The sequence below is a fragment of the Nocardioides sp. CPCC 206347 genome (assembly GCF_048654605.1).
Taxonomy (GTDB): Bacteria; Actinomycetota; Actinomycetes; order Propionibacteriales; family Nocardioidaceae; genus Nocardioides.
Genome location: NZ_JBMCYZ010000001.1, coordinates 167,718 through 187,254, shown reverse-complemented (window position 1 = coordinate 187,254; position 19,537 = coordinate 167,718). Strand labels below are relative to the sequence as shown.

At 70.2% G+C, this 19,537-nt stretch carries 12 protein-coding genes; 5 read left to right on the top strand and 7 right to left on the bottom strand.

Translation table 11 applies throughout. The features are described from left to right. Positions 1-82: 82 nt before the first annotated feature. From ACOACQ_RS00870 to ACOACQ_RS00845, 6 genes are all read right to left on the bottom strand, one after another. A complete protein-coding gene (locus tag ACOACQ_RS00870; protein ID WP_420287415.1) occupies positions 83-2,893 on the bottom strand; it encodes an immune inhibitor A domain-containing protein in 2,811 nt (936 codons plus the stop codon). Between the two features lie 121 nt (positions 2,894-3,014). Further along, positions 3,015-6,308, bottom strand: a complete 3,294-nt coding sequence (locus ACOACQ_RS00865) for a hypothetical protein (RefSeq protein ID WP_378599785.1) — start codon at positions 6,306-6,308, stop codon at positions 3,015-3,017. A gap of 142 nt (positions 6,309-6,450) precedes the next feature. After that, positions 6,451-8,070 carry a helicase gene (locus tag ACOACQ_RS00860; protein WP_378599782.1) on the bottom strand — a complete coding sequence of 540 codons (1,620 nt, stop codon included), beginning with the start codon at positions 8,068-8,070 and terminating at the stop codon, positions 6,451-6,453. A gap of 262 nt (positions 8,071-8,332) precedes the next feature. Further along, positions 8,333-9,109, bottom strand: a complete 777-nt coding sequence (locus ACOACQ_RS00855; protein ID WP_378599780.1) for an alpha/beta fold hydrolase — start codon at positions 9,107-9,109, stop codon at positions 8,333-8,335. Between the two features lie 23 nt (positions 9,110-9,132). Then, positions 9,133-11,625: an ATP-dependent helicase HrpB gene (gene hrpB, locus ACOACQ_RS00850; RefSeq protein WP_378599948.1), complete on the bottom strand. Its 2,493-nt coding sequence runs from the start codon at positions 11,623-11,625 to the stop codon at positions 9,133-9,135. Between the two features lie 38 nt (positions 11,626-11,663). Then, positions 11,664-12,251 carry a TetR family transcriptional regulator gene (locus ACOACQ_RS00845; protein ID WP_378599777.1) on the bottom strand — a complete coding sequence of 196 codons (588 nt, stop codon included), beginning with the start codon at positions 12,249-12,251 and terminating at the stop codon, positions 11,664-11,666. A gap of 129 nt (positions 12,252-12,380) precedes the next feature. Here ACOACQ_RS00845 and ACOACQ_RS00840 point away from each other — a divergent pair, with 129 nt between their 5' ends. Further along, positions 12,381-14,006 carry a GMC oxidoreductase gene (locus tag ACOACQ_RS00840; RefSeq protein WP_378599775.1) on the top strand — a complete coding sequence of 542 codons (1,626 nt, stop codon included), beginning with the start codon at positions 12,381-12,383 and terminating at the stop codon, positions 14,004-14,006. Between the two features lie 73 nt (positions 14,007-14,079). On the opposite strand, the gene ACOACQ_RS00835 is transcribed toward ACOACQ_RS00840, so the two are convergent. After that, entirely contained in the window at positions 14,080-14,730 is a 651-nt protein-coding gene (locus ACOACQ_RS00835; protein ID WP_378599772.1) for a TetR/AcrR family transcriptional regulator, read from the bottom strand. Between the two features lie 102 nt (positions 14,731-14,832). Here ACOACQ_RS00835 and ACOACQ_RS00830 point away from each other — a divergent pair, with 102 nt between their 5' ends. The 4 genes from ACOACQ_RS00830 to ACOACQ_RS00815 are packed head-to-tail and all read left to right on the top strand — an operon-like array spanning position 14,833 to position 19,518. Next, positions 14,833-15,966: a VOC family protein gene (locus ACOACQ_RS00830; protein WP_378599770.1), complete on the top strand. Its 1,134-nt coding sequence runs from the start codon at positions 14,833-14,835 to the stop codon at positions 15,964-15,966. Beyond that, on the top strand, positions 15,963-16,895 hold the full coding sequence (locus ACOACQ_RS00825; protein ID WP_378599767.1) for a fumarylacetoacetate hydrolase family protein: 933 nt from the start codon (positions 15,963-15,965) through the stop codon (positions 16,893-16,895). The genes ACOACQ_RS00830 and ACOACQ_RS00825 overlap by 4 nt, the downstream gene beginning before the upstream one ends. Beyond that, positions 16,892-18,334 (top strand): bifunctional 3-(3-hydroxy-phenyl)propionate/3-hydroxycinnamic acid hydroxylase, encoded by a 1,443-nt coding sequence (locus ACOACQ_RS00820; protein ID WP_378599765.1) that lies wholly within the window; start codon positions 16,892-16,894, stop codon positions 18,332-18,334. Before ACOACQ_RS00825 ends, ACOACQ_RS00820 begins: the two co-directional genes overlap by 4 nt. Then, positions 18,331-19,518: a cytochrome P450 gene (locus ACOACQ_RS00815; protein WP_378599762.1), complete on the top strand. Its 1,188-nt coding sequence runs from the start codon at positions 18,331-18,333 to the stop codon at positions 19,516-19,518. The genes ACOACQ_RS00820 and ACOACQ_RS00815 overlap by 4 nt, the downstream gene beginning before the upstream one ends. The last annotated feature ends 19 nt before the right edge of the window (positions 19,519-19,537 follow it).

The window sequence follows — 19,537 nt, the reverse complement described above, 5'->3', positions numbered from 1 at the left end:
CGCTGAGGGGCTGGCGCAGAACGCCGCCGCCGACGCCAGGACAGTCCTGGCGTCGGCAGCCTGCGAGGTTTCCTCGCGACTACTAGGGGGTCGGCGGCACGATGTGGATCTTCGCCGCCGTGTTCCCGCTCTTCACCTCCAGCAGCTGGAACTTCGTGTTCCACGCGACGCCGGCGTCGGCAGGGTTGCCCGTGCCGAGGAGGCTGTTGATGCCCAGGTCGATCCCGTACAGGTCCGGGCGGGGTGACCCGTCCTGGCCGACGACACGCGTCGAGTACGGCGCGTTGCCCCTCGACGGAACCACCGTCGATGCGTCGATGTCACGGAAGAAGACGCTGCTGCCGCGGATCTCGATACCCGCGTACCAGCCCTGGGCATCCGTGAACGTGCTCACCGGTGCCTGGGCACCGATGGAGGTGCAGTACTCGCTGAACGGCTCGGCCGGCAGCAGTTCGAAGCACTCGTTGAACGGCTTGGTCGGAACCAGGCCGAACGCGGCGTTCGAGGACTGCGGACGCGAGGGCATGTTGTTCAGCGTGCTCGGGTCCTTGTCGGCGGCGACCCCGGTCCGTCGGAACGGGTCGAAGTGGCTGTCGACGAGCAGGAGTCCGCCCTTGGAGCCGGCGCTGGGCAGTGCTGTGGTCGTGGACGTGACGTGGTTGACGTTGCCCCACGTCGTGTCGCGGTACCACACCAGCATGCCCGGCGCGTTGTACTTGATCCGCTCGACCTTCCACGCGTCATGGGCGTACGACGAGTCGTAGGCGTACTGGAGGCCCTTGTCGAAGCCGTCGTAGTTGCGCCACTCGATCAGGTAGTAGTGCGCCCGGGTCGACGTACCCGTGTCACGGTGCCAGCCGGCTCCAGTCGTGTCCGTGAACGAGTCCACGGTCGCCACCCAGTCGCCATCGGTCTCGGCGTCGTCACTCCACACGGTGGCGCCGCCCGCGGTCACCGAGAAGTCGTCCGCGAACCAGCCGCGCTCGACGAACGCCTCGTCCGTGGCTTCGCGCAACCGCAGCTTGACGTTCTGCCCTGCGAAGGCGCCGAGCTTGACGTAGTCGAGCCGCCAGCCGTGGCTGTCGCCGGTGAGGCCGTACTTCTTGTCCCCGAAGTCGTGCATCCGGCCGTTGGGGTCGGCGTAGCCGTCCGGTGTGGACACCTCGACGTCATTGCCGGTGTAGACCTTCTGCTCGGTCCAGGTGGTGCCACCGTCGGTCGAGACCTCGATGAAGCCGAAGTCCCAGTCCTCCTCGATGACGTAGTTGTTCCACACGTTGAACCGGGCGTCGGCGTTGTTCGGTACGGCGATGTCACGGGTCAGCCGGATGTCGGCCCAGTCCTGGTCGGCGCCGGAGTACCACATGTTCGCGCCGCTGTGCGGCGTGGCCAGGGTGATCACCTTCGGCGGCAGGTTCACCTTGACGCCGTCCTTGGTGCCCTTGGGCGTGCGGGACGTCTGGCCGACGATGACGTCACGCGGTGCGTCACCCGGGTTGAGCTGGAGCGGGTCGGCCCAGCCGAGCACCCACTTGTCCCAGATGCCCATGTGGGTCGGCAGCGACTGGAAGATCGGGCCCGAGTGCGAACCCGAGCTCATCAGGTCCCAGAAGTCGATGTCGGACTCGCCTGCGCCGGAGGTGTCGTAGAGGTCCGGCAGGCCGAGGTCGTGGCCGTACTCGTGGGCGAAGACACCGACACCGGAGTCCTCGGGCTGCACGATGTAGTTCGCCACGGCGACGTCGGTGCCCGGCACCGGGTAGCCGCCGGGCACCGTCGAGGAGTGTGCCCAGATCGCGTAGACGCCCTGGGAGCCACCGCCACCGGACTTGTCCTCGCCGGCGTGCACGAGCACGAGGTGGTCGACCACGCCGTCGGGCTCGAGGACGTTGCCGTCACCGTCGACGTCGCCCTGGTCCTCGATGTCGTAGTCCTCCCACGGGAAGTCGGGCTGGGCCGCGGCCAGTGCGTCGACGGCGTCCTTGGCCAGCGTGCCTGCTCCGCCCGGGTTGTCCGGGTGGCCGCTCATGTTCTGGGGTTCCGGAGCGGTCCAGACGCCGTTCTCCAGGAAGCAGCGGCTCGCGCCGTACCAGCCTTCGGAGTGCGGGACCTTCACCCAGGGCGTCGCCGAGCCGGAGACGGTGTAGGCGTTCTTGGACATCTCCTCGTACATGTTCTTCATCGTGTAGCCGGAGATGTCGAAGCCGGGCTGGCCGTCGGGGCCGGTGAGGTCGGTGCGGACCCGGTCGGTGATGCCGGTCGAGGTGTAGAGCATCTTGTTGAAGTGCTCGGGGGAGAAGTCGGGCACCCACATGGAGTTGTTGTCGGGGTGCGACGCGTTCGCGGGATTCGGGATGTTGTTGTGCAGCGGGCCGTTCTGGACGTTGCCGGCCACACAGTTGCGCGACTCGAAGACCGTCTCCGGGACCATCGAGCCGGTGAAGTCGTCGTTCGCGGTGGTGCTGAAGTCGACCAGGAGGGTGAGCAGCTTCGCGGTCTGGGTGCTCTTGGCACCCTTGATCGCCTTGGGGCTCTTGCCCGTCTTGATCGCCTTGGCCTCCAGCTTGGCCAGTTGACGGGCGGTGACCGGGTTGCCGCGGGCGTGCTTGGCATCCACCTCATACGCGCGGGCGAGGGCATCGGGCTTCCGATGCGTGATCTTGCCGGTCTTCTTGTCGACCTTGGCGTCGTCCCCGACCGAGCGTTCGGCTTGTGGCGCGACGTAGTTGATGTAGCCGTCGTCGTAGGCGCTTGCGCCGGTGGGCGCGTTCGATGGCGCCGCGGCTGTCGTTCCGGACGCGCCCACGCCGGACAGAGCGGCGGCGGAGAGCGCGAAGGTGGCAACGACGGCGGCTGCGCGCATCGGCCTGCGTGCGAACCTGCTGGTGGTCATGATTCCCCCCTGAGAGAAACCCGGGTCTGGGTCGGTCGAGGACAGCGCCGCTGGTGGCGGCCCACTGATCTTGCTCTTGTGACTCCCGTCACGTAAAGGGTCCGGGCCAAGGATTTACTGCCTACTCGTCCCTGAGCGGTGCCAGTCGGTCCCGGAGGTCGGACAGCGTGCCGTGGCCGTCGACGCAGACGGGGTCGGGCGGTTCGGCCGAAACGGTCGACACGGTCGGGCAGCCGGTGCTCCGGGCTTCGTCCATGTCGGACACGAGGTCGTCGACGCTCTCGTCGGAGAGCACCCAGCCCAGCGGGGCCGACAGGGTCGGCTGGGTCGCCTGGTGCACCACGAAGACCTGCCGCTCCGACACCTGCTGCTGGAGCAGCTGCTGGCACGCCGTGGGCCCGGCGTCCGGCGCGGCGACGCTCGGCTCGGAGCACAGGAACCTCTCGGCGGCGTCGGCGCCCTGCCGGAGCAGTGCGCTCGTCGGGGCCTGCCGGGTGGCGGCGGCGCTGATGGCCCACAGCGGGATCAGGCTCTCGGCGATGGATCCGCCGCGCTGGTCGATCCCGAAGCTCGTTGCCGGGCCGTTGTCCAGGTAGACGACCATCGGCAGGATCAGCTCGCCCGTGCCGGCGGCGAGCACCTCGTCGTTGTGGGCACGCACGAGCGGCCCCCACTGCGACGCCAGGTCGACGATCGTGCCGAGTCCGGTGTTGTCGGTGATCCCGCCGTCGATCAGGGGTGTCTCGGTCAGCTCGCCGCAGGGCCCGACCACGGCCGAGGGGGTGACGTACGGGAAGCGCCCGGACACCAGTCCTGCCGTCAGGGCGCTGATGTTGCCGACGCAGTTCTCCTCGGTGTCGGCCGTGGCCTCGGTGGCCCCGAAGGAGCCGAGGACGTCGTAGCTGTTCGGCCCCGCTCCGCCGGTGCCGCAACCGGGTGCGTTGCTGGTGTCGGTCATCGACGGTGCGGCGCTCATGTCCGGGGGAGACAGGTCGATCTGGCTCCACAGGGCCCGGCAGCCGTCGTACGAGTCGGTCGAGGTCAGCACCAGGTGACCGGTCACCGAGTCCAGGGCCGAGTCGTCCTCCTCGATGAACCGGTGGTCCGCGGGACCGTCGCCGGTGTCCGCCTCGTCCCACGCCTCCACCCAGACCTCCTGCATCGTGGCGGCGCGGTCGGTGCCGTCCGGGTCCGTGTCGGCCGGCGGCGCACCGACCCGGACGCCGATCGTCGAGGCCAGCAGGTCACCGGTCACGAGGGCCACGGCCCCGGCGCCGAGCGAGTCGGGGCCGCGGATGGCATCCACCGCTGCCAGCGGTTCGTCGTCGTACCGGCCGATCGTGAGGCCGAGCGAACCGCCACTGGCGCCGGTGGAGAACAGCGTCATCCTCTGGCCGCAGGATCCGCCGGCGTCCGCGACCTCCTCGAGCCCCTGCGCCGTCCAGTACGTCGCGCGGATGCCGCCGCCCTCGGCGGCCAGGATGAGCATCGGGCGGGCGTCGAACGGTGTCTCCTTGCCGTCGACCATCACCGTGATCGCGTCGGGGGCGACGCAGGGCGACGGGCCGTCGGCCCAGTCCTCGAAGGCCTCGGTCAGTGTCGGACGTGTGGGCACCGCCCGGTACTCCTCCTTGTCCTGGTCGATGCCGTGCACGAAGGTCGGAGAGCCGATCTGGGCCGTCCCGACGAGGCCGATCAGGATGAACGGGACGATCGGCGTGGCCGTCAGCCAGGGCCGCGGGACGACCAGCAGGATCTCGGGCGGACGGCTCTCCTGGGCGTAGGCGACGACCACCCCGAGCAGCATCATGGCCGCGCCGAGGGCAAGGGTCACGGACGCGACGACTCCCACCCGGGAGGCCCAGCCGATGGGGTCGAAGGCCATCCAGCCGAAGGCACCGCCGGAGCCGGCGAGGAGCAGGACCCGTATCCACTGGCTGTTCTCGCCGGTGACGCGGGTCCCGTCGGTGTCTGCGTCCTCGTACACCGGCGCGGTCGGCGTCGCCCAGACCGCGAGCAGGGATGGCTGCCCGGTCGGCGGGTCGGGGATGTCGAGGCGCTTGAGCACCGGCCCGGCGAGGAACCACGGCAGTACGGCGGCTCCGATCGCGAGCGGGATCGCCAGCCACAGCTGCCAGGGCACCTCGACGTCCTTCGTCGAGAGACCGGCTCCGAGCAGTCCGATCCAGGCGCGCATCATGCCGAGCCCGAGGGAGGCCACCGCCGCGATGGCCAGCGCGTCGCCGACGGCCATGACGTGCGCGGGTCGGGTGGAGGCCGTCTCCTGCCGTGCGGCGGGGCCCGGGTACCCGTCCTCCTTCGCCCGCTTCTGGAAGCGCCACCGCATGGCGCAGGAGGCGATCGGCACGGACACCGTGATGAAGCAGAAGACGGCGAGGCGCCTCCCGTCGGTCGGCCAGTCGCGCACCTCGGCGAGGCCGAACAGGGCCGCAGCGATCGCCGGTGCGATCAGCCAGTGCCACAGGTGCGCCTCGCGCGGTTCGCCCTTCGGGTAGTACCAGGGCCAGCCGCGGCCGTCCTTCGCCTGGTCATGGAACCGCTTGAACGCACAGTCCGCACGCAGTCGTCCGAGGAAGAAGATGGCGGGGGCAACGACCACGAGGGTCGCCAGCACGGCCCACACGAGGTGCCAGGCCTCGTGGCCGCCGTACAGCCAGCGTCGTTCGATGTCCGGCACCTGGTCCCCGACCTTCGGAACCGGGAGGCAGGCGAGGGCGGCGACCGGGAGGAAGGCGAGCAGGGAGTACCGCTGCACCCAGAGCGCGCTCCGCCACGGCTTCACGACGTCGCCCCGGTCCTTGGCGAGCAGCGAGAGCACGAAGGACCCGAGTACGACGGCGGCGGTCGCCCACTTGAGGGCCGTGAGCGCCACGAGGAGGAACGGCTGGTCGTAGCCGCCGGCGGGGCCTGCGTCGACCCGCTGGTTGCCGGCGAACCACATGACGACGTTCTCGAGGACGTCGAGGGCGCAGAGCGACAGGACGACGACGTCGAGGAAGCCGTGCCACTTCGCCGGCACGAAGCTCGCGCGCACGATCCTGCGCAGGAGCAGGGTGTAGACCGCGATGAACCCGAGGTCGATCACGAGGAAGAACCGCAGCAGCCGGTTCCAGGCGCTGAGGTCCTCGGCGGCCATCGGCAGGGCCCAGAAGTCCCGCACGCTCGGGAACCTGAGGCCCGACAGCGCGCCGAAGTCCATCGCGGCCTCGCCGCCGGCGACGAAGCCGCGGGCCAGTCCGTTGATCTCGTTGAGCGCGAGCAGGGCACCGAGCAGGAGGGTCCAGAGCACGGCGACCCTGTAGTCGCGGTTCTCCGGATGGAGCCGGTGGGTGGCGGTCGGCTCGGGCGGCGTCACGCGCGTCCCGAACAGGAGCCGCTTCAGCGTGGTCAGCATCCTCGGCTCCGGCTGGGGGACGGGAGCGAGTCGTCGGACGGGGAGATCGGCAGATCCTGCGCCATGACGGCACGCTAGTGCTCGGCGCGCCCTCGTGTCCTCGGGTGAGCCGGTTGTTGCCCGATCAGGCGGTGTTGCCCGATCAGGCGCCGTCCTCGGTCAAGGTCGTGGGCGGCAGCCAGTCGGCTCCGAGGAGCTGGGCAAGGTCGGCGAGACCGGTGGTGTCGCTTCCCACCGTGTCGGAGGCGGCGGCGATGCGCTCGACCATCACCTTGCCGACCTGCTCCTCGACCGTGCCTTCGGCGTACGCGATGTGCCACGGCGAGACCTGGTGGTCGCGGTGGGTGCGGCCGGTCACCTGCCGCCCGGCGATGCCCGAGAAGCGGGCCTGGTGGAAGACGCCGACCCGCGGCTCGGTGCTGGCCTGGCGGCCGTCGGCGAGGGTCTCGCCGGCATGCAGGCTGATCGAGGCGACGGTGGTGAAGACGCAGACCTTCGCCTGCCCGGTCTGGAACCGGAGCCGCTCGGCCTCGGGATCGAACCGGTCGCGCCCGTAGATCGTGGCGACGTCGATGCCGGAGTCACGCAGCCGCTCGGCGATCGGGTCGGCAGCGGTCGTGACGAACTCGACCGAGCACGCCACCTGTCGCTCGGCCTCGACCTGCTGGGCGATCCAGGCGACCGTCGAGTCGACCCGGATCAGCCCGGCCTTCTGCCGGAAGCGCAGGAGTGCGGCCCGGCCCTTCGCGACATTGCGGCCGTGCCGGGCGATCTCCATCTCGCGACAGAACTCTCCCCATTCGGCTTCGTACGTCGACCGCTCCGCCGGCGTGAGCGCCACCGGCATGCCGGAGATCGGCACCGGCCCCCACGGTGCGGCGCGGTGCAGCATCGCCGGAGGCCGCTCCTCGTCGAGCCAGCCGCGCACGAGCTTGAGGTCCGCAGCGCGCCGCGCCGGATCGGTGGTCCAGGTGGCGCCGTAGCGTCCGTGTTCCACCCCGACGCCGTGGCGCTCGAGTGCCGTGGCGAACGCGGCCCCGGCCTGGGTCGCCGAGGTCCACTCCTTCATCGGCTCGCCGAGAACCTGCGCGTAGGCCGGTGCGAGGTACGGCAGCTCGAGCGGCGTGTGTCCGGGCGTCGCGGTCGTTGCGATGACGAACGGCGCCTTGTCGTGGGGCTTGCCATGTCCCGAGATCCGCGCCCAGTGCTTCCATCGCTTCGTTGTCGTACGGCGGAGTGCGTGGGCCTCGTCGGCAATGATCACGTCCCACGTGTGGTCCTTGACCTTCTCCAGCCGGTCCCACGTGATCACGACCCACTCGAGACCGCCGTGGCCCAGCGCCGTGATCGTGCGGCACCAGTGGCCGATCGTGATCGCGGCCGGCCGGTCGGCCACCACGAGCACTCGCCGCGCACCGCGGAGGTCGCCCACCGCCGTCGCTCCGAGGACCGCGGAGATCGTCTTGCCCACGCCGGGCTCGTCAGCCAGCAGGAACTGCCGCCCGCCCGCCGCGGCGCGCTCCGCGATCGCATCGGCTGCCTCGAACTGGATCTGCCGGGGCTCGAGCTCGTCGGTCGCCTCGGGGCTGGGCGTCGGGTCGTCGGGGTTGAGGTTGTTCTCGATGAACCGACCGAGCGTGTACGGACCGGGGGAGTACGGCGCGAGATGCGTGGGCAGGGAACGCCCGACGTACAGGTGGGTCTTGACGGCCGGGTGCCAGGTGGCGCCGTCGACCTGCGTCCCGTAGGGGACGTCGAGCACCCACAGCCGCTCGCCCGGCCCAGCTGCTGGCAACGGCCGCTCTGACTGTCGTGCCTTGCTGCGGCGCGGGGACGTGCTTCGTCGACGACTGCTGGATCGTCGGGAACTGGCCACCTCCCGACGCTATCGGGGTTGTCGCCGCCAGCTGGGTTGGCTCGCCCACGCCCGAGGCGTTGCCCCCGGCGAACGCGTGAGCGGGTCGTGTGCCCCACGCCCCGTCATGGCGTTGCCTCAGGCACACGACTCGCGCCAACCGTGGGGTTCAGGCAGTTCCGGTCAGGATCGTGGCAGCAACCAGATCCGGGTTGTCCCACATCGGCACGTGGCCGCAACCGGCCAGCTCCAGCCAGTTCGTGTGAGCGGGAAGCTCGTCGCGTCTGCGCGCCGACGGCGGGATCAGCTTGTCCTCCGCTGCCCACGCCACCGTGACCGGGATCGACAGGTCGCTGCCACCCCTGAACCGTTGGCTGCGCCGGGTCCGGATGTGTGTCGGCAGGCGCTCGGTGTTGGCGAAGTCGCGGGCCAGCGCTGCGGCTTCGGCCGGCTGCAAGGACGCGGCCGAGGTCATGGCTTCGCCGAGCAGCGGTCTGCGCCCTCGCGCGCTCTGCGCCAGTCGAGGGAGGACGGGTTGCGCCAGCTTGGCGCCGAAGTGCTGTCCGAGGAAGATCACCTCCCGCATCCGCGGCTGGCCACCGGCCCAGAGACCTGCCGGTGACAGCCCGACGACCGACCTCGCTCGGCCGATCAGCGCCAGCTCCAGGGCTGTCCATCCGCCGATGGAGTTGCCCGCGACATCGACCTGGTCGATGCCCAGTGTGTCGAGCAGCCCAGCGACCTCATGGGCGTAGCCGGCTGGATCCGGCTGGGCCGGCGCCTGGGGCAGGGGAGAGCGCCCGTGCCCGGGGAGGTCCGCCACGATGACCTGTCGCTGCGCGGCGAGGAGGGGCAGCACCGGTGCCCAGGTCCTGCCGGAGAGGCCGAAGGCGTGCAGGAGGAGCAGCGGTCGGCCAGAGCCTTCGACCATGTGGTGCAGAGTCATGGACCCACCCTGACACTCGCCCCTCAACTTCTGGGGCGAGGCCTGTTCGTACGTGCAGTAGCTGTTGCGCTGCGGGGATCCTCGGGCCAGGCGTGCTTGGGGTAGCGCCCGCGCAGATCAGCACGCACGCCCGGGTAGCCGTTGTCCCAGAACGAATCCAGGTCCGCAGTGACGGCCGCCGGGCGGCGTGCGGGGGAGAGCAGGTGCAGCAGGAGCGGGACCCTGCCGTCGGCGAGGACCGGTACGGCGGTCCAGCCGAACACCTCCTGCAGTCGTACGGCGAGCACCGGTTGCTCGGCGGAGTAGTCGATCCGCACGCTCGAGCCACTGGGGACCTCGACTCGCTCAGGGGCCAGGTCGTTGAGCCGTCCCGCCTGCGGCCAAGGCACCATCGCCCGCAACGCGGCAACTACGTCGATGCGACGCAGGTCCTGGGTCGAGCGGATCCGCGCCAGCTGCGGTCCGAGCCAGGACTGGAGGTTCTGTGTCAGGGCCACGTCGCTCACGTCGGGCCACGGGTCGCCGAGCGCGCGGTGCAGGAAGTCGAGGCGGGCACGCAGCGCCGTGGCGGCCTCCGTCCAGGAGAGGAGAGTGATCCCCTCGCTCGCGATCGCCTCCCGGATCGCGTCGGTCACAGCCTGCGCCGGCGGATCGCTGAGCGGGACGGAGCTGAGCTCGATCGCGCCCAGCAGCGCGCGTCGGCGAGCCACCACCCGCCCTGCGGTCCAGGTGACCTCGTCCACCTCGGTCCACAGGGATCCCGCCGCCTCCAGCGCGAGGTCCTCGGTGAGCGGGGCCGCCCCCCGGATCCGGGCTTCACGTTGCCCGGGTCGCCGTTCCGCGTCGCCGACCGCGAGCCACTCCAGTCCGGCCAGGGGGCCGGGGGACCGCGGGTCGAGGGCCGCGCCCGTCCCGGACGCCATCAGGTAGCTCGAGGAACCGGAGCGCTTGCGCGCAATCCGGTCCGGATGCGCCAGGGCCACCACCAACCCCACCGCCACGTCGTCGGTGAGCACCTGGGCGTGGTCCGACTTCTCGACGATCTTCTCCAGTCGGGTGACCTGCGTGCGCCAAGCGCCTGCCCGCTGGTCACCGCGCAGCGATCGGAGCGCAGCCACCAGGTCTCCGCCGGGAGCGCGCACGTCCTCGCTCAGCATCGCGACCACCTCTGCGGCCCGCTTGGGCCCGACGAGACCTGCCCCGTCGAGGAGGGCCCGCGCCAGCCTGGGATCGGCCGGTACCCCGGCGATCACCCGGCCCCGCGCGGTGGCTTTCCCGTCGGCGGTCATCGCGCCCAGCTCCACCAGCACCTCCCTCGCCGCCGACAGTGCGTGCGCCGGTGGCTGGTCGAGGAGTGCCAGGTCCTGTACGTCGTGGCTGCCCCAGCACGCCACCTCCAGGGCGAAGGCCGTCAGGTCGGCGGTCGCGATCTCGGGCTCCGGGTGCGCGGCCAAGTGCGCGTGCTCCGCCTCGGACCAACAACGCAGTACGGCGCCCGGCCCCAGCCGGCCGGCCCGTCCCGCCCGCTGCTCGGCCGCTGCCCGGCTCACCGCGACGGTGACCAGGGAAGCCAGTCCGCGACGGTGGTCGGTGCGCGGCTCGCGCGAGAACCCGGCATCCACCACGACGCGTACCCCGGGCACCGTCAGCGACGACTCGGCGACCGCGGTCGAGACGATCACTCGTCGGCGCGGCCCCTCGCTGAGCGCCCGATCCTGCTCGGCACCGGGCAGGCGTCCGTGCAGGGCGTGCACGTCAGCGTCCACGCCAGCAAGGCGTCGTACGGTCGCCTCGACCTCCGCGACGCCCGGTACGAAGACCAGGACGTCACCCTCGTGCTCGACGAGTGCGCGCCGTACGGTCGCCGCGACGTGGTTGTGGAAGGCCGGGGTGATGCCCCGGTCGTCGGTACGGCGTACCCCTGCAGGCAGCGGGCACCAGACCGCTTGCACCGGGTGCAGGGCACCCGGGACGCGGATGACCGGAGCGGACCCACCGAGCAGCGCGGCCGTCCGCTCGGCCTCGACGGTGGCCGACATCGCCACGATGCACAGGTCGTCGCGCAGGTTGGCCCGGATGTCGACCAGCAGCGCCAGGGTCAGGTCGGCGTCGAGGTGGCGTTCGTGCACCTCGTCAAGTACGACGGCCCCGACGCCCGCCAGCTCGGGATCATGCTGGATCCGCCGGAGCAGCAGGCCGGTCGTGACGATCTCGATCCGGGTACCCCGGCTGGTGCGCCGGTCTCCGCGGACGGAGTATCCGACCGTCTCCCCAACCGGTTCGCCCAGCAGGTGCGCCAGCCGACGGGCGGCAGCGCGGGCTGCGATGCGGCTGGGCTGCGTGACGACGACGCGTCCAGCAACGACCCCGGCGACCGCGGGTGGGACCAGGGTCGTCTTGCCCGTGCCGGGCGGTGCCTGGACCACCGCGACCCCGCGGGTGCGAAGCGCCTCCTCGAGATCGGCCAGGCCGGCGGTGACCGGGAGGTCGGGCGGCGCGGCGAGCAGGCTGCGCAGCGGGTCTCCCCGATGCGGACCGGGGAGATCGGCCTGGGTCACGGCAGCACGGGCGCCATCGATTGCAGCGCCTCGTCCAGGTAGTCCCCGTAGGAGCTGCCGGGGTTCGCCTGCCAGTACTCCTGCGCCGCATCCAGGCAGGCGATCGCGCAGGCGGCAACGGCAACCTGCGCCATCGGTGTCAGATCGGGGTGCCGGGCGCCGACCAGGGGAGCGAAGAGGTCGATCCAGCGCTGGCGACGTTGATCGACGAAAGCCCGCGTCGACGCGGGCTTCAGCATGTCCAGGACCTGGGCAGCCAGGCTCGGTGAGTCGTCCGCGACGCGAGCCAGGTCGACCAGCACCGTGCTCAGTGCGGTCCACGCCGGCTGGTCGGCCGGCTGGGCCTCGATCTGGTCGGCGAGCTGCTGACCGACATCGGCCAGGAACTCGCCGAGCAGCGCATCCTTGCTCGGGAAGTAGCGGAAGAAGGTGCGCCGCGACATGCCCGCGGCGGTGGCGATCTGTTCGACGGTCACCTGGTCGAACCCGTGCTCCGCGAACAACGACCAGGCCTGCGCGAGCACGTGCCCTCGGATCGCACCGCGCGCGAAGGTGCGCAGGGTGGAGTCGGAGGGCTCGGACATGGAGGTCACCGTACCGGCGGGTGGTGGCGGCCGTCGGTGGACATGCCCTAGTCTGCGCTGGCACTGAGTGCCAACACGGACACTTGATGCCACGTCCGCTTCCTGCTTCCCACTTCCCTCGGAGACTCCATGCACCCCTCTCGTCGTACCTTCCTCACCGGTGCCGCGGCCGCCGCCGTGGCCGCCACCGCTGGTGCGGTGGCTCCTGCCCGTGCAGCCGAGGGGTCGGTGCCCGTCGTCCAGGAGCGACACCGCGTCATCGTCGTCGGCTCCGGCTTCGGTGGTGGCGTGAGCGCCCTGCGGCTCGCGCAGGCGGGCGTTCCCGTGACCGTGCTCGAGCGCGGCCGCTGGTGGCGCACCGGACCGAACTCCACGACATTCCCCAACGTGCTGGCTCCCGACAAGAAGCTGCTGTGGCACGGCACCACCCCCGAAGCGGTCCAGGCCACGCTGCGACTGCTCGGCGGCGCCCTGGGGCCGGCGACGGGCGGCCTCCTCGACGTGAGTCCGTACGTCGGACTCGTCGAACCGGTCCTCGGCAAGAACATGCTCGCCATGTGTGCCGCCGGCGTCGGCGGTGGCTCGCTCGTCTACCAGGGCATGACGCTGCAGCCGGCAGCCGAGGTCTTCGAGCAGGTCATGCCCGGTGGTCTCGACTTCGAGCTCATGGACCGGACCTACTACCCCCGGGTCGCCCAGATGCTGCAGGTGGAGACCGCGCCCGACGAGCTGGTCAACACCCCCAACTACAAGGCACCGCGCGTGTTCAAGCGACAAGCGGAGAGGGCCGGGTACGTCGTCGAGAAGATCCCGATGCCCATCGACTGGGACTACGCGCTGGCTGAGCTTCGCGGCGAGATGAAGCCGGCGTACACCAACGGCACGGGCGCCATGGGCGTGAACAACGGTGGCAAGCACAGCGTCGACGTCACCTACATCGACAGCGCCATCGCGACCGGCAACGTCACGGTCCGGACCTTGCACGAGGTCACCGGTGTCGCACGGTCGACGGACGGGTCGTGGGTGCTCAGCGTCAACCGGACCGACGAGTCCGGCAAGGTCCTCGAGCGGATCGAGATGACCACTGGTGCGCTGATCATGGCCGCCGGCACCATGAACACGACCCGACTCCTCGTCGAGGCCCAGGCCCGCGGGACCGTCACCGACCTGCCCGACGCACTCGGCACCGACTGGGGCACCAACGGTGACCGCATCTACGTCTGGACCGACCTGATCGACAACTTCGGCGCAGCCCAGGGTGGCCCGGTCGTGTACGGCTCGAAGGAATGGGCCAACCCGGCGCTGGCCAACACGATCATCCAGGCATCGATCCCGCCGGTGCCACTGGCGACCAACGTCGCCACGATGCTCGTCGGCTTCGGTGTCAGCGAGGGGCGCGGCCAGGTCCGGTACGACAAGCTGACCGGCCGCGCCGTCCTCGACTGGCCTGCGAGCGGCGACACCGCAGTGCACCAACGGATCGGGCAGCGGATCCGGGCGACCGCGGGGCTCACCGGTCCGGTGCTGGACACGCACCTCGTCGTGCCCAGCACCTGGCACCCGCTGGGCGGCGCCTCGATGGGGACCACGTGCGACCTCGACGGCCGTGTGCTGGGCCAGCGGGGCCTCTACGTCCTGGACGGTGCGCTCGTCCCGGGCACCACCGCCGGATGCAATCCCTCCATGACGATCGCTGCCGTCGCCGAACGCGCCCTCGACAACATCGTGCGCAATGACGTCGGCACGCTGATCTGACCGCGCCGTGTCGCGTAGAGCTGGCCGGTACGCGGCGAAGTGATGCACCGCTCGAGGCCGGCCGGTCGCGAGCTCAGATCGTGAGGTCCGGGAGGTCGATGCCCGGCAGGGGGTGGGAACAGATCTTCCGCGCCTCGTCATCCGGCACGCCGAGCATCCGGAGCAGGTCGGTGGTCATCTGGTCGGTGGTGGCGGCGTCGTCACGGGTCGGATCGTCGTGCAGGGCCTGCCCGAGGGCGAGGACGCCACCCGCGGCCAGCATCAGTGCGACCTGAGGGTCTGCGACCGAGAAGCGTCCGCTCGCGACGCCGTTCTCGATGTCGCGGAGCGCGCGGGGCGCCAAGCCGCGGTCGGAGCTGATCAGCGCCGGTCCGTGGGAGAGCAGCACCCTGCTCAGTTCGGGTACCAGGCGGTGGAGGCGGCCGGTGAGCCGGAAGCTCTGGGCAAAGACCTCGGCCGGATCGTCGAAGTCCTCGGCCAGCCGGTCAAGGAGGTCGGCATGGGCTTCCAGGGCGTCGTCGACAGCGGCTTGAAACAGCTCGTCCTTGCTCGCGAAGTGGTTGTAGAACGAGCCCATTCCGACGTCCGCGATCTGGGTGATCTCCAGGAGGGCGACGTTCTCGCGGCCGTCGGCGATGACGTGTTGCGCCGCCTTGATCAGCGCTGCACGCGTGCGTGCCTTGCGCTCCTCGTGCTTCGACGGTGCTGTCCGTTGCTCGGTCACGGCGCCACGGTAGCAACATCCGGACATTTCTGACGAAATCGTCAGAAACTGTTGACAGGGTGAGGGCAATAGTTGACGATTTCCTCAGAAATAGGAGGTGTCATGAGTCAGCACCACACCCACAGTCATCTGCACGCCGAGCAGGGCGGTCTCGCTGGCGAGCACCCCGGGCGAGCCAGGAACCCGGTGATCAAGGTCCGCGACATCGCCTGGCTCGAGTTCGAGAAGCCGGACCTGGCGGCTGCCGAGAAGTTCGCTCACGTCTTCGGGTTCAGCACGAGCCTGCGTACCGCCGATGAGCTGCACCTGCGCGGCACGCTCCCGGGTTCTCCGGCCGTCCTGATTCGCAAGGGTGCCAAGTCGCGGTTCACCGGGCCGGCCTTCAGAGCCGAGTCCGACGCCGACGTCCTCCGACTCGCCCAGCACCTGGGTGGGCAGGTCGTGCCACTCCCCGAGACTCTCGGCGGGATCACCGTCGACGCGCTCGACCCGAGCGGCGCCCGGGTCCGGGTGGTCAGCGGGACGCACGAGCTCCCGGCGCTGCCCGACCAGGTGCCGCTGACGCACAACACCGGTGTCGCGATCCCGCGCACCAACGGGACCCAGCGCCCACCGGCCGAGCCGGCTCGTGTGCAGCGGCTGGGTCACGTGGTGCTGCAGACCAACCAGTACCGGTTCGCACTCGACTGGTACCTGGAGAACCTCGGCCTGATCGTCAGCGACTTCCAGTACTACGAGGGCCAGCGCGATCTCGGGCCGACGATGAGCTTCATCCGCTGCGACCGGGGCTCCGAACCGGCCGACCACCACACCCTGGCGATGACGCTCGGGCCGTCCAACCGGTACGTGCACTCGGCGTACCAGGTCACCGACCTGGATGCCCTCGCAGCCGGCGGGGAGGTACTGCTCGAAGCCGGGTACACCCGCTCCTGGGGTATCGGCCGCCACATCCAGGGCAGCCAGATCTTCGACTACTGGCGCGACCCGGACGGATTCATGGTCGAGCACTTCACCGACGGGGACATGTTCGACAACACCCTCGAGCCCGGCTGGGCGCCGATGACCGCTTCGGGGCTGGCTCAGTGGGGGCCGCCCGCGACGAAGGACTTCCTCGGCCTCACGCCCGGCAAGGACTCGCTCGCCGAGGCGCGCGCCGTACTCCACGCCCTGCGCAGCAATGACACCGACTTCACCCGCACCCGCCTCAAGGGCCTCCTGAAAGTAGCCAGCTCATGACGACCTCGATCATCCGCACCAAGGACGCCTGGTGGGTCCTGGTCGACAGCGGCGCCGTCCGGATCGACACGGCAGCCACGACGACTGCAGAGCTGCTGAACGACCGGGCCGCGATCCGGGCTGCCGCCAGCGCGACGCCCGGCCCGGTGCCCGACGACCTGCTCTCCCCGGTCACGGCTCCCTGCCGGGTGGTCGCGCAGATGACCAACTACGTCTCGCACATCAAGGACTCCGGGATGAACCCGGCCACCGTTCCGCTGACGTTCTTCCGCAAGACCTCGCATTCCATCGCCGGCCCGGTCGACGACATCATCCGGCCTGCGCACGTGAAGCTGCTCGACTACGAGGTCGAGATCGGGCTGGTGATCGGGAAGGACCTCCCGGTCGGGACGACTATCACCGAGGACAACATCAGCGAGTACGTGGCCGGCCTGGTCGTCACCAACGACGTCTCGGCCCGCGACCTGCAGCTGCCGAAGACCCAGTTCTTCGAGGGCAAGTCCTACCCGACGTTCACGCCGGTCGGACCACGACTGGTCCTGCTCGAGGAGGCGGACTGGAGGCGCTTCGGCGACCTGCGGTTGCGTACCTGGGTCAACGGCGAGGTCCGCCAGGACTCGACCGTTGCGGACATGCTGTTCAAGCCGGTCGAGACGTTCGGCACCCTGACCGGCTTCCAGCCGCTTGCCGCTGGCGACCTGCTGCTGACCGGAACACCTGGTGGCACCGCGTTGAAGGCGCCACCGAAGCCGATCGAGATGATCGGGGCGCTGCTGCCGCCAGCCATGAAGTGGAAGGCCTTCTTCAAGGGCCAGGGCAAGAATCCGCTGTACCTCCAGGACGGAGACGTCGTCGAGCTGCACATCGGCACCGCCGACGGCGCGATCGATCTGGGGCGGCAGGCCAACACCGTACGGCGGGCGGGGTGAGCCCCGAGAGCACACAGGAGCACGCCACGGTCGTCATCGTCGGTGCCGGTCCGACGGGCGTCAGCGCGGCGATCCTGCTCGGTCAGTACGGCGTCGACGTCCTGGTGCTCGACCGCTGGGCCGAGGTCTATCCCCAGCCGCGGGCGGTGCACCTTGATGACGAGGTCTACCGGATCGTGGCCCGGCTCGGGCTCGAGCGCGAGTTCGCAGCGATCACCCGCCCCAGTGCTGGTCTCCGGCTGCTGAGCCCCGGCCACGATGTGCTGGCCCAGTTCGACCGCACCAACCCCTGCACGTCCAACGGGTTCCCGGCCGCCAACATGTTCGACCAGCCCGACCTCGAGTCGATCCTGCGCCACCGGGTCACGGCGTACTCGACCGTGCAACTGCGCGGCGGCGCGGAAGTCGAGGAGGTCCTCGCCGGCGACGACGGCACGCCCCAGGTGCGGTACGTGGCCGATGGCGTGCGTCGGACGATCACGGCGGAGTACCTGCTCGGTTGCGACGGCGCCAACAGCCTCGTCCGCGCCGCGATCGGGTCGACGATGGAAGACCTGAACTTCGAGCAGCGCTGGCTCGTCGTGGACATTGCCGTCGAACGAGAACTCGGACACTGGGAAGGCGTCCATCAGGTCTGTGACACCCGCCGCGCCGCGACCTACATGCGCATCGGGGAGCACCGGCACCGGTGGGAGTTCCAGCTCGTCGGCGACGAGACCGCTGCCCACTTCGGAACCCTCGGAGCCCTCGCGCCGCTCCTCGCGCCATGGGACACCGATCTCACTGGATTCGAGCTCATCCGAACGGCCGAGTACACCTTCCGCGCCCAGCTCGCCGATCGATGGCGACGCGGGCGGATCTTCCTCCTCGGCGACGCCGCCCACCTCACGCCCCCGTTCATCGGACAGGGGATGGGAGCGGGTCTGCGCGACGCGGCCAACCTGGCCTGGAAGATTGCCGGCGTTCTCGACGGCTCCCTCGACACCGGCGTCCTGGACACCTACGAGCAGGAAAGGCGGCCGCACGCCGAAGCGATGATCAGGCTCGCCGTCGTCATCGGCGCCGCGATGACTGCCGGCGGCCGGTTCGGCGACCTCCTCCGCTCGGTGGTCGCTCCGCACCTTCACCGCCTGCCGGGTCTCGGCGCCAGGATCGTGGACGGAACCAGCCCACCACTGCAGCGCTCGACGCTGGTGCGCAAGCGTCGTCTCTCCCGGTCGCTGGCGGGACGGTTGGCACCCAACGTGTTCTGCGAGCCGCGACTCGACGACCGGACCTCCGGGGCGTTCGGCTGGATCACCACCGGCCCGACGTCACCGCGACCCGACGCCGTCACGATCGAAGCGGCCGGCGAGCTGGCCGACTGGCTCACGGCCCACCGAGCTGTGGCCGCGCTGGTTCGACCGGACGGGACCGTGGCCGAGGTGCTGAGCCGATGACGCGCCGTACCGACGTCCCGGTCTACCGCGAGAACCTCTACTCGGTCGTCAACAGCAGGAATCCCTACCCGCACTACCGTCGCCTGCGCGAGCTCGGCCCGGTCGTCTGGCTGCCGAAGCACCACGTCTACGCCATCACCCGGTACGCCGGGTGCAAACGCGTGCTCCTGGACGCGAAGACGTTCATCTCGGGTGACGGCGTCGGCCTGAACCCGATCGTGAACCGGCTCGGCCGCGACACGACCCTCAACAGTGACGGCGAGGACCATGCTCGCCGCCGCAAGCTGGTCGCGCCACGGATGACACCGCGAGCACTTCAGACGATGAAGCAGCAGATCGAGGACATGGCGGACTCGGTGGTCGACGACGCCGTCGTACGCCGTGACATCGACGGCGTCGCCGACCTGGCGCAGGCGCTCCCGTTGGGCATCGTCCCGGACCTGGTCGGCTGGCCCCCGGACCAACGTGAGCACCTGCTTCGCTGGGCCGCTGCGACGTTCGACTCGCTCGGGCCGCTGAACTCAACCGCGCTCCGCACGATGAGATCCAGCATCGGGATGACGCGTTTCGCCAAGAAGGTTGCCCGCACCGGCAACGTCCTGCCCGGCAGCCTGGGGGAGGAGGCGTTGCGTGCAGCACGCGACGGCACCATCAGCGACAGGGAAGGCGTCGCCCTGATGATCGACTACCTGGCCCCATCACTGGACACCACCATCAGCGGCATCGCCAGTGCCCTGCACCTGCTCGCGACCCATCCCGACCAGTGGGAGGCCCTGCGAGCGGACCCGTCGCTGATCCCGAACGCTGCGAACGAGGCGCTCCGGTTCGAGGCACCGATCCGCGCGTTCACCCGTCGCGTCGTCTCCGACGCCGAGGTCGACGGCACCACCATCCCGCGCGGGTCCCGGGTCCTGGTCCTCTACGCCTCGGCCAACCGCGACGAGCTGATCTGGGAGAACCCGGACGTCTTCGACATCCACCGCGACGCCTCTGCGCAACTGGCATTCGGCCGCGGCTCTCACTCCTGCGCCGGCCAGGGCCTGGCACGACTCGAGACCGAAACCCTCTTGTCCAGCCTGGTCGCGAAAGTCGCGCGCATCGAACCGAACGGCGAACCGGAGTGGGCCCGCAACAACCTGATCCGCTGCCACCGCACCTTGCCGCTGCGGCTGCACGCAATCTGACACTCGGCGACTACGTTGA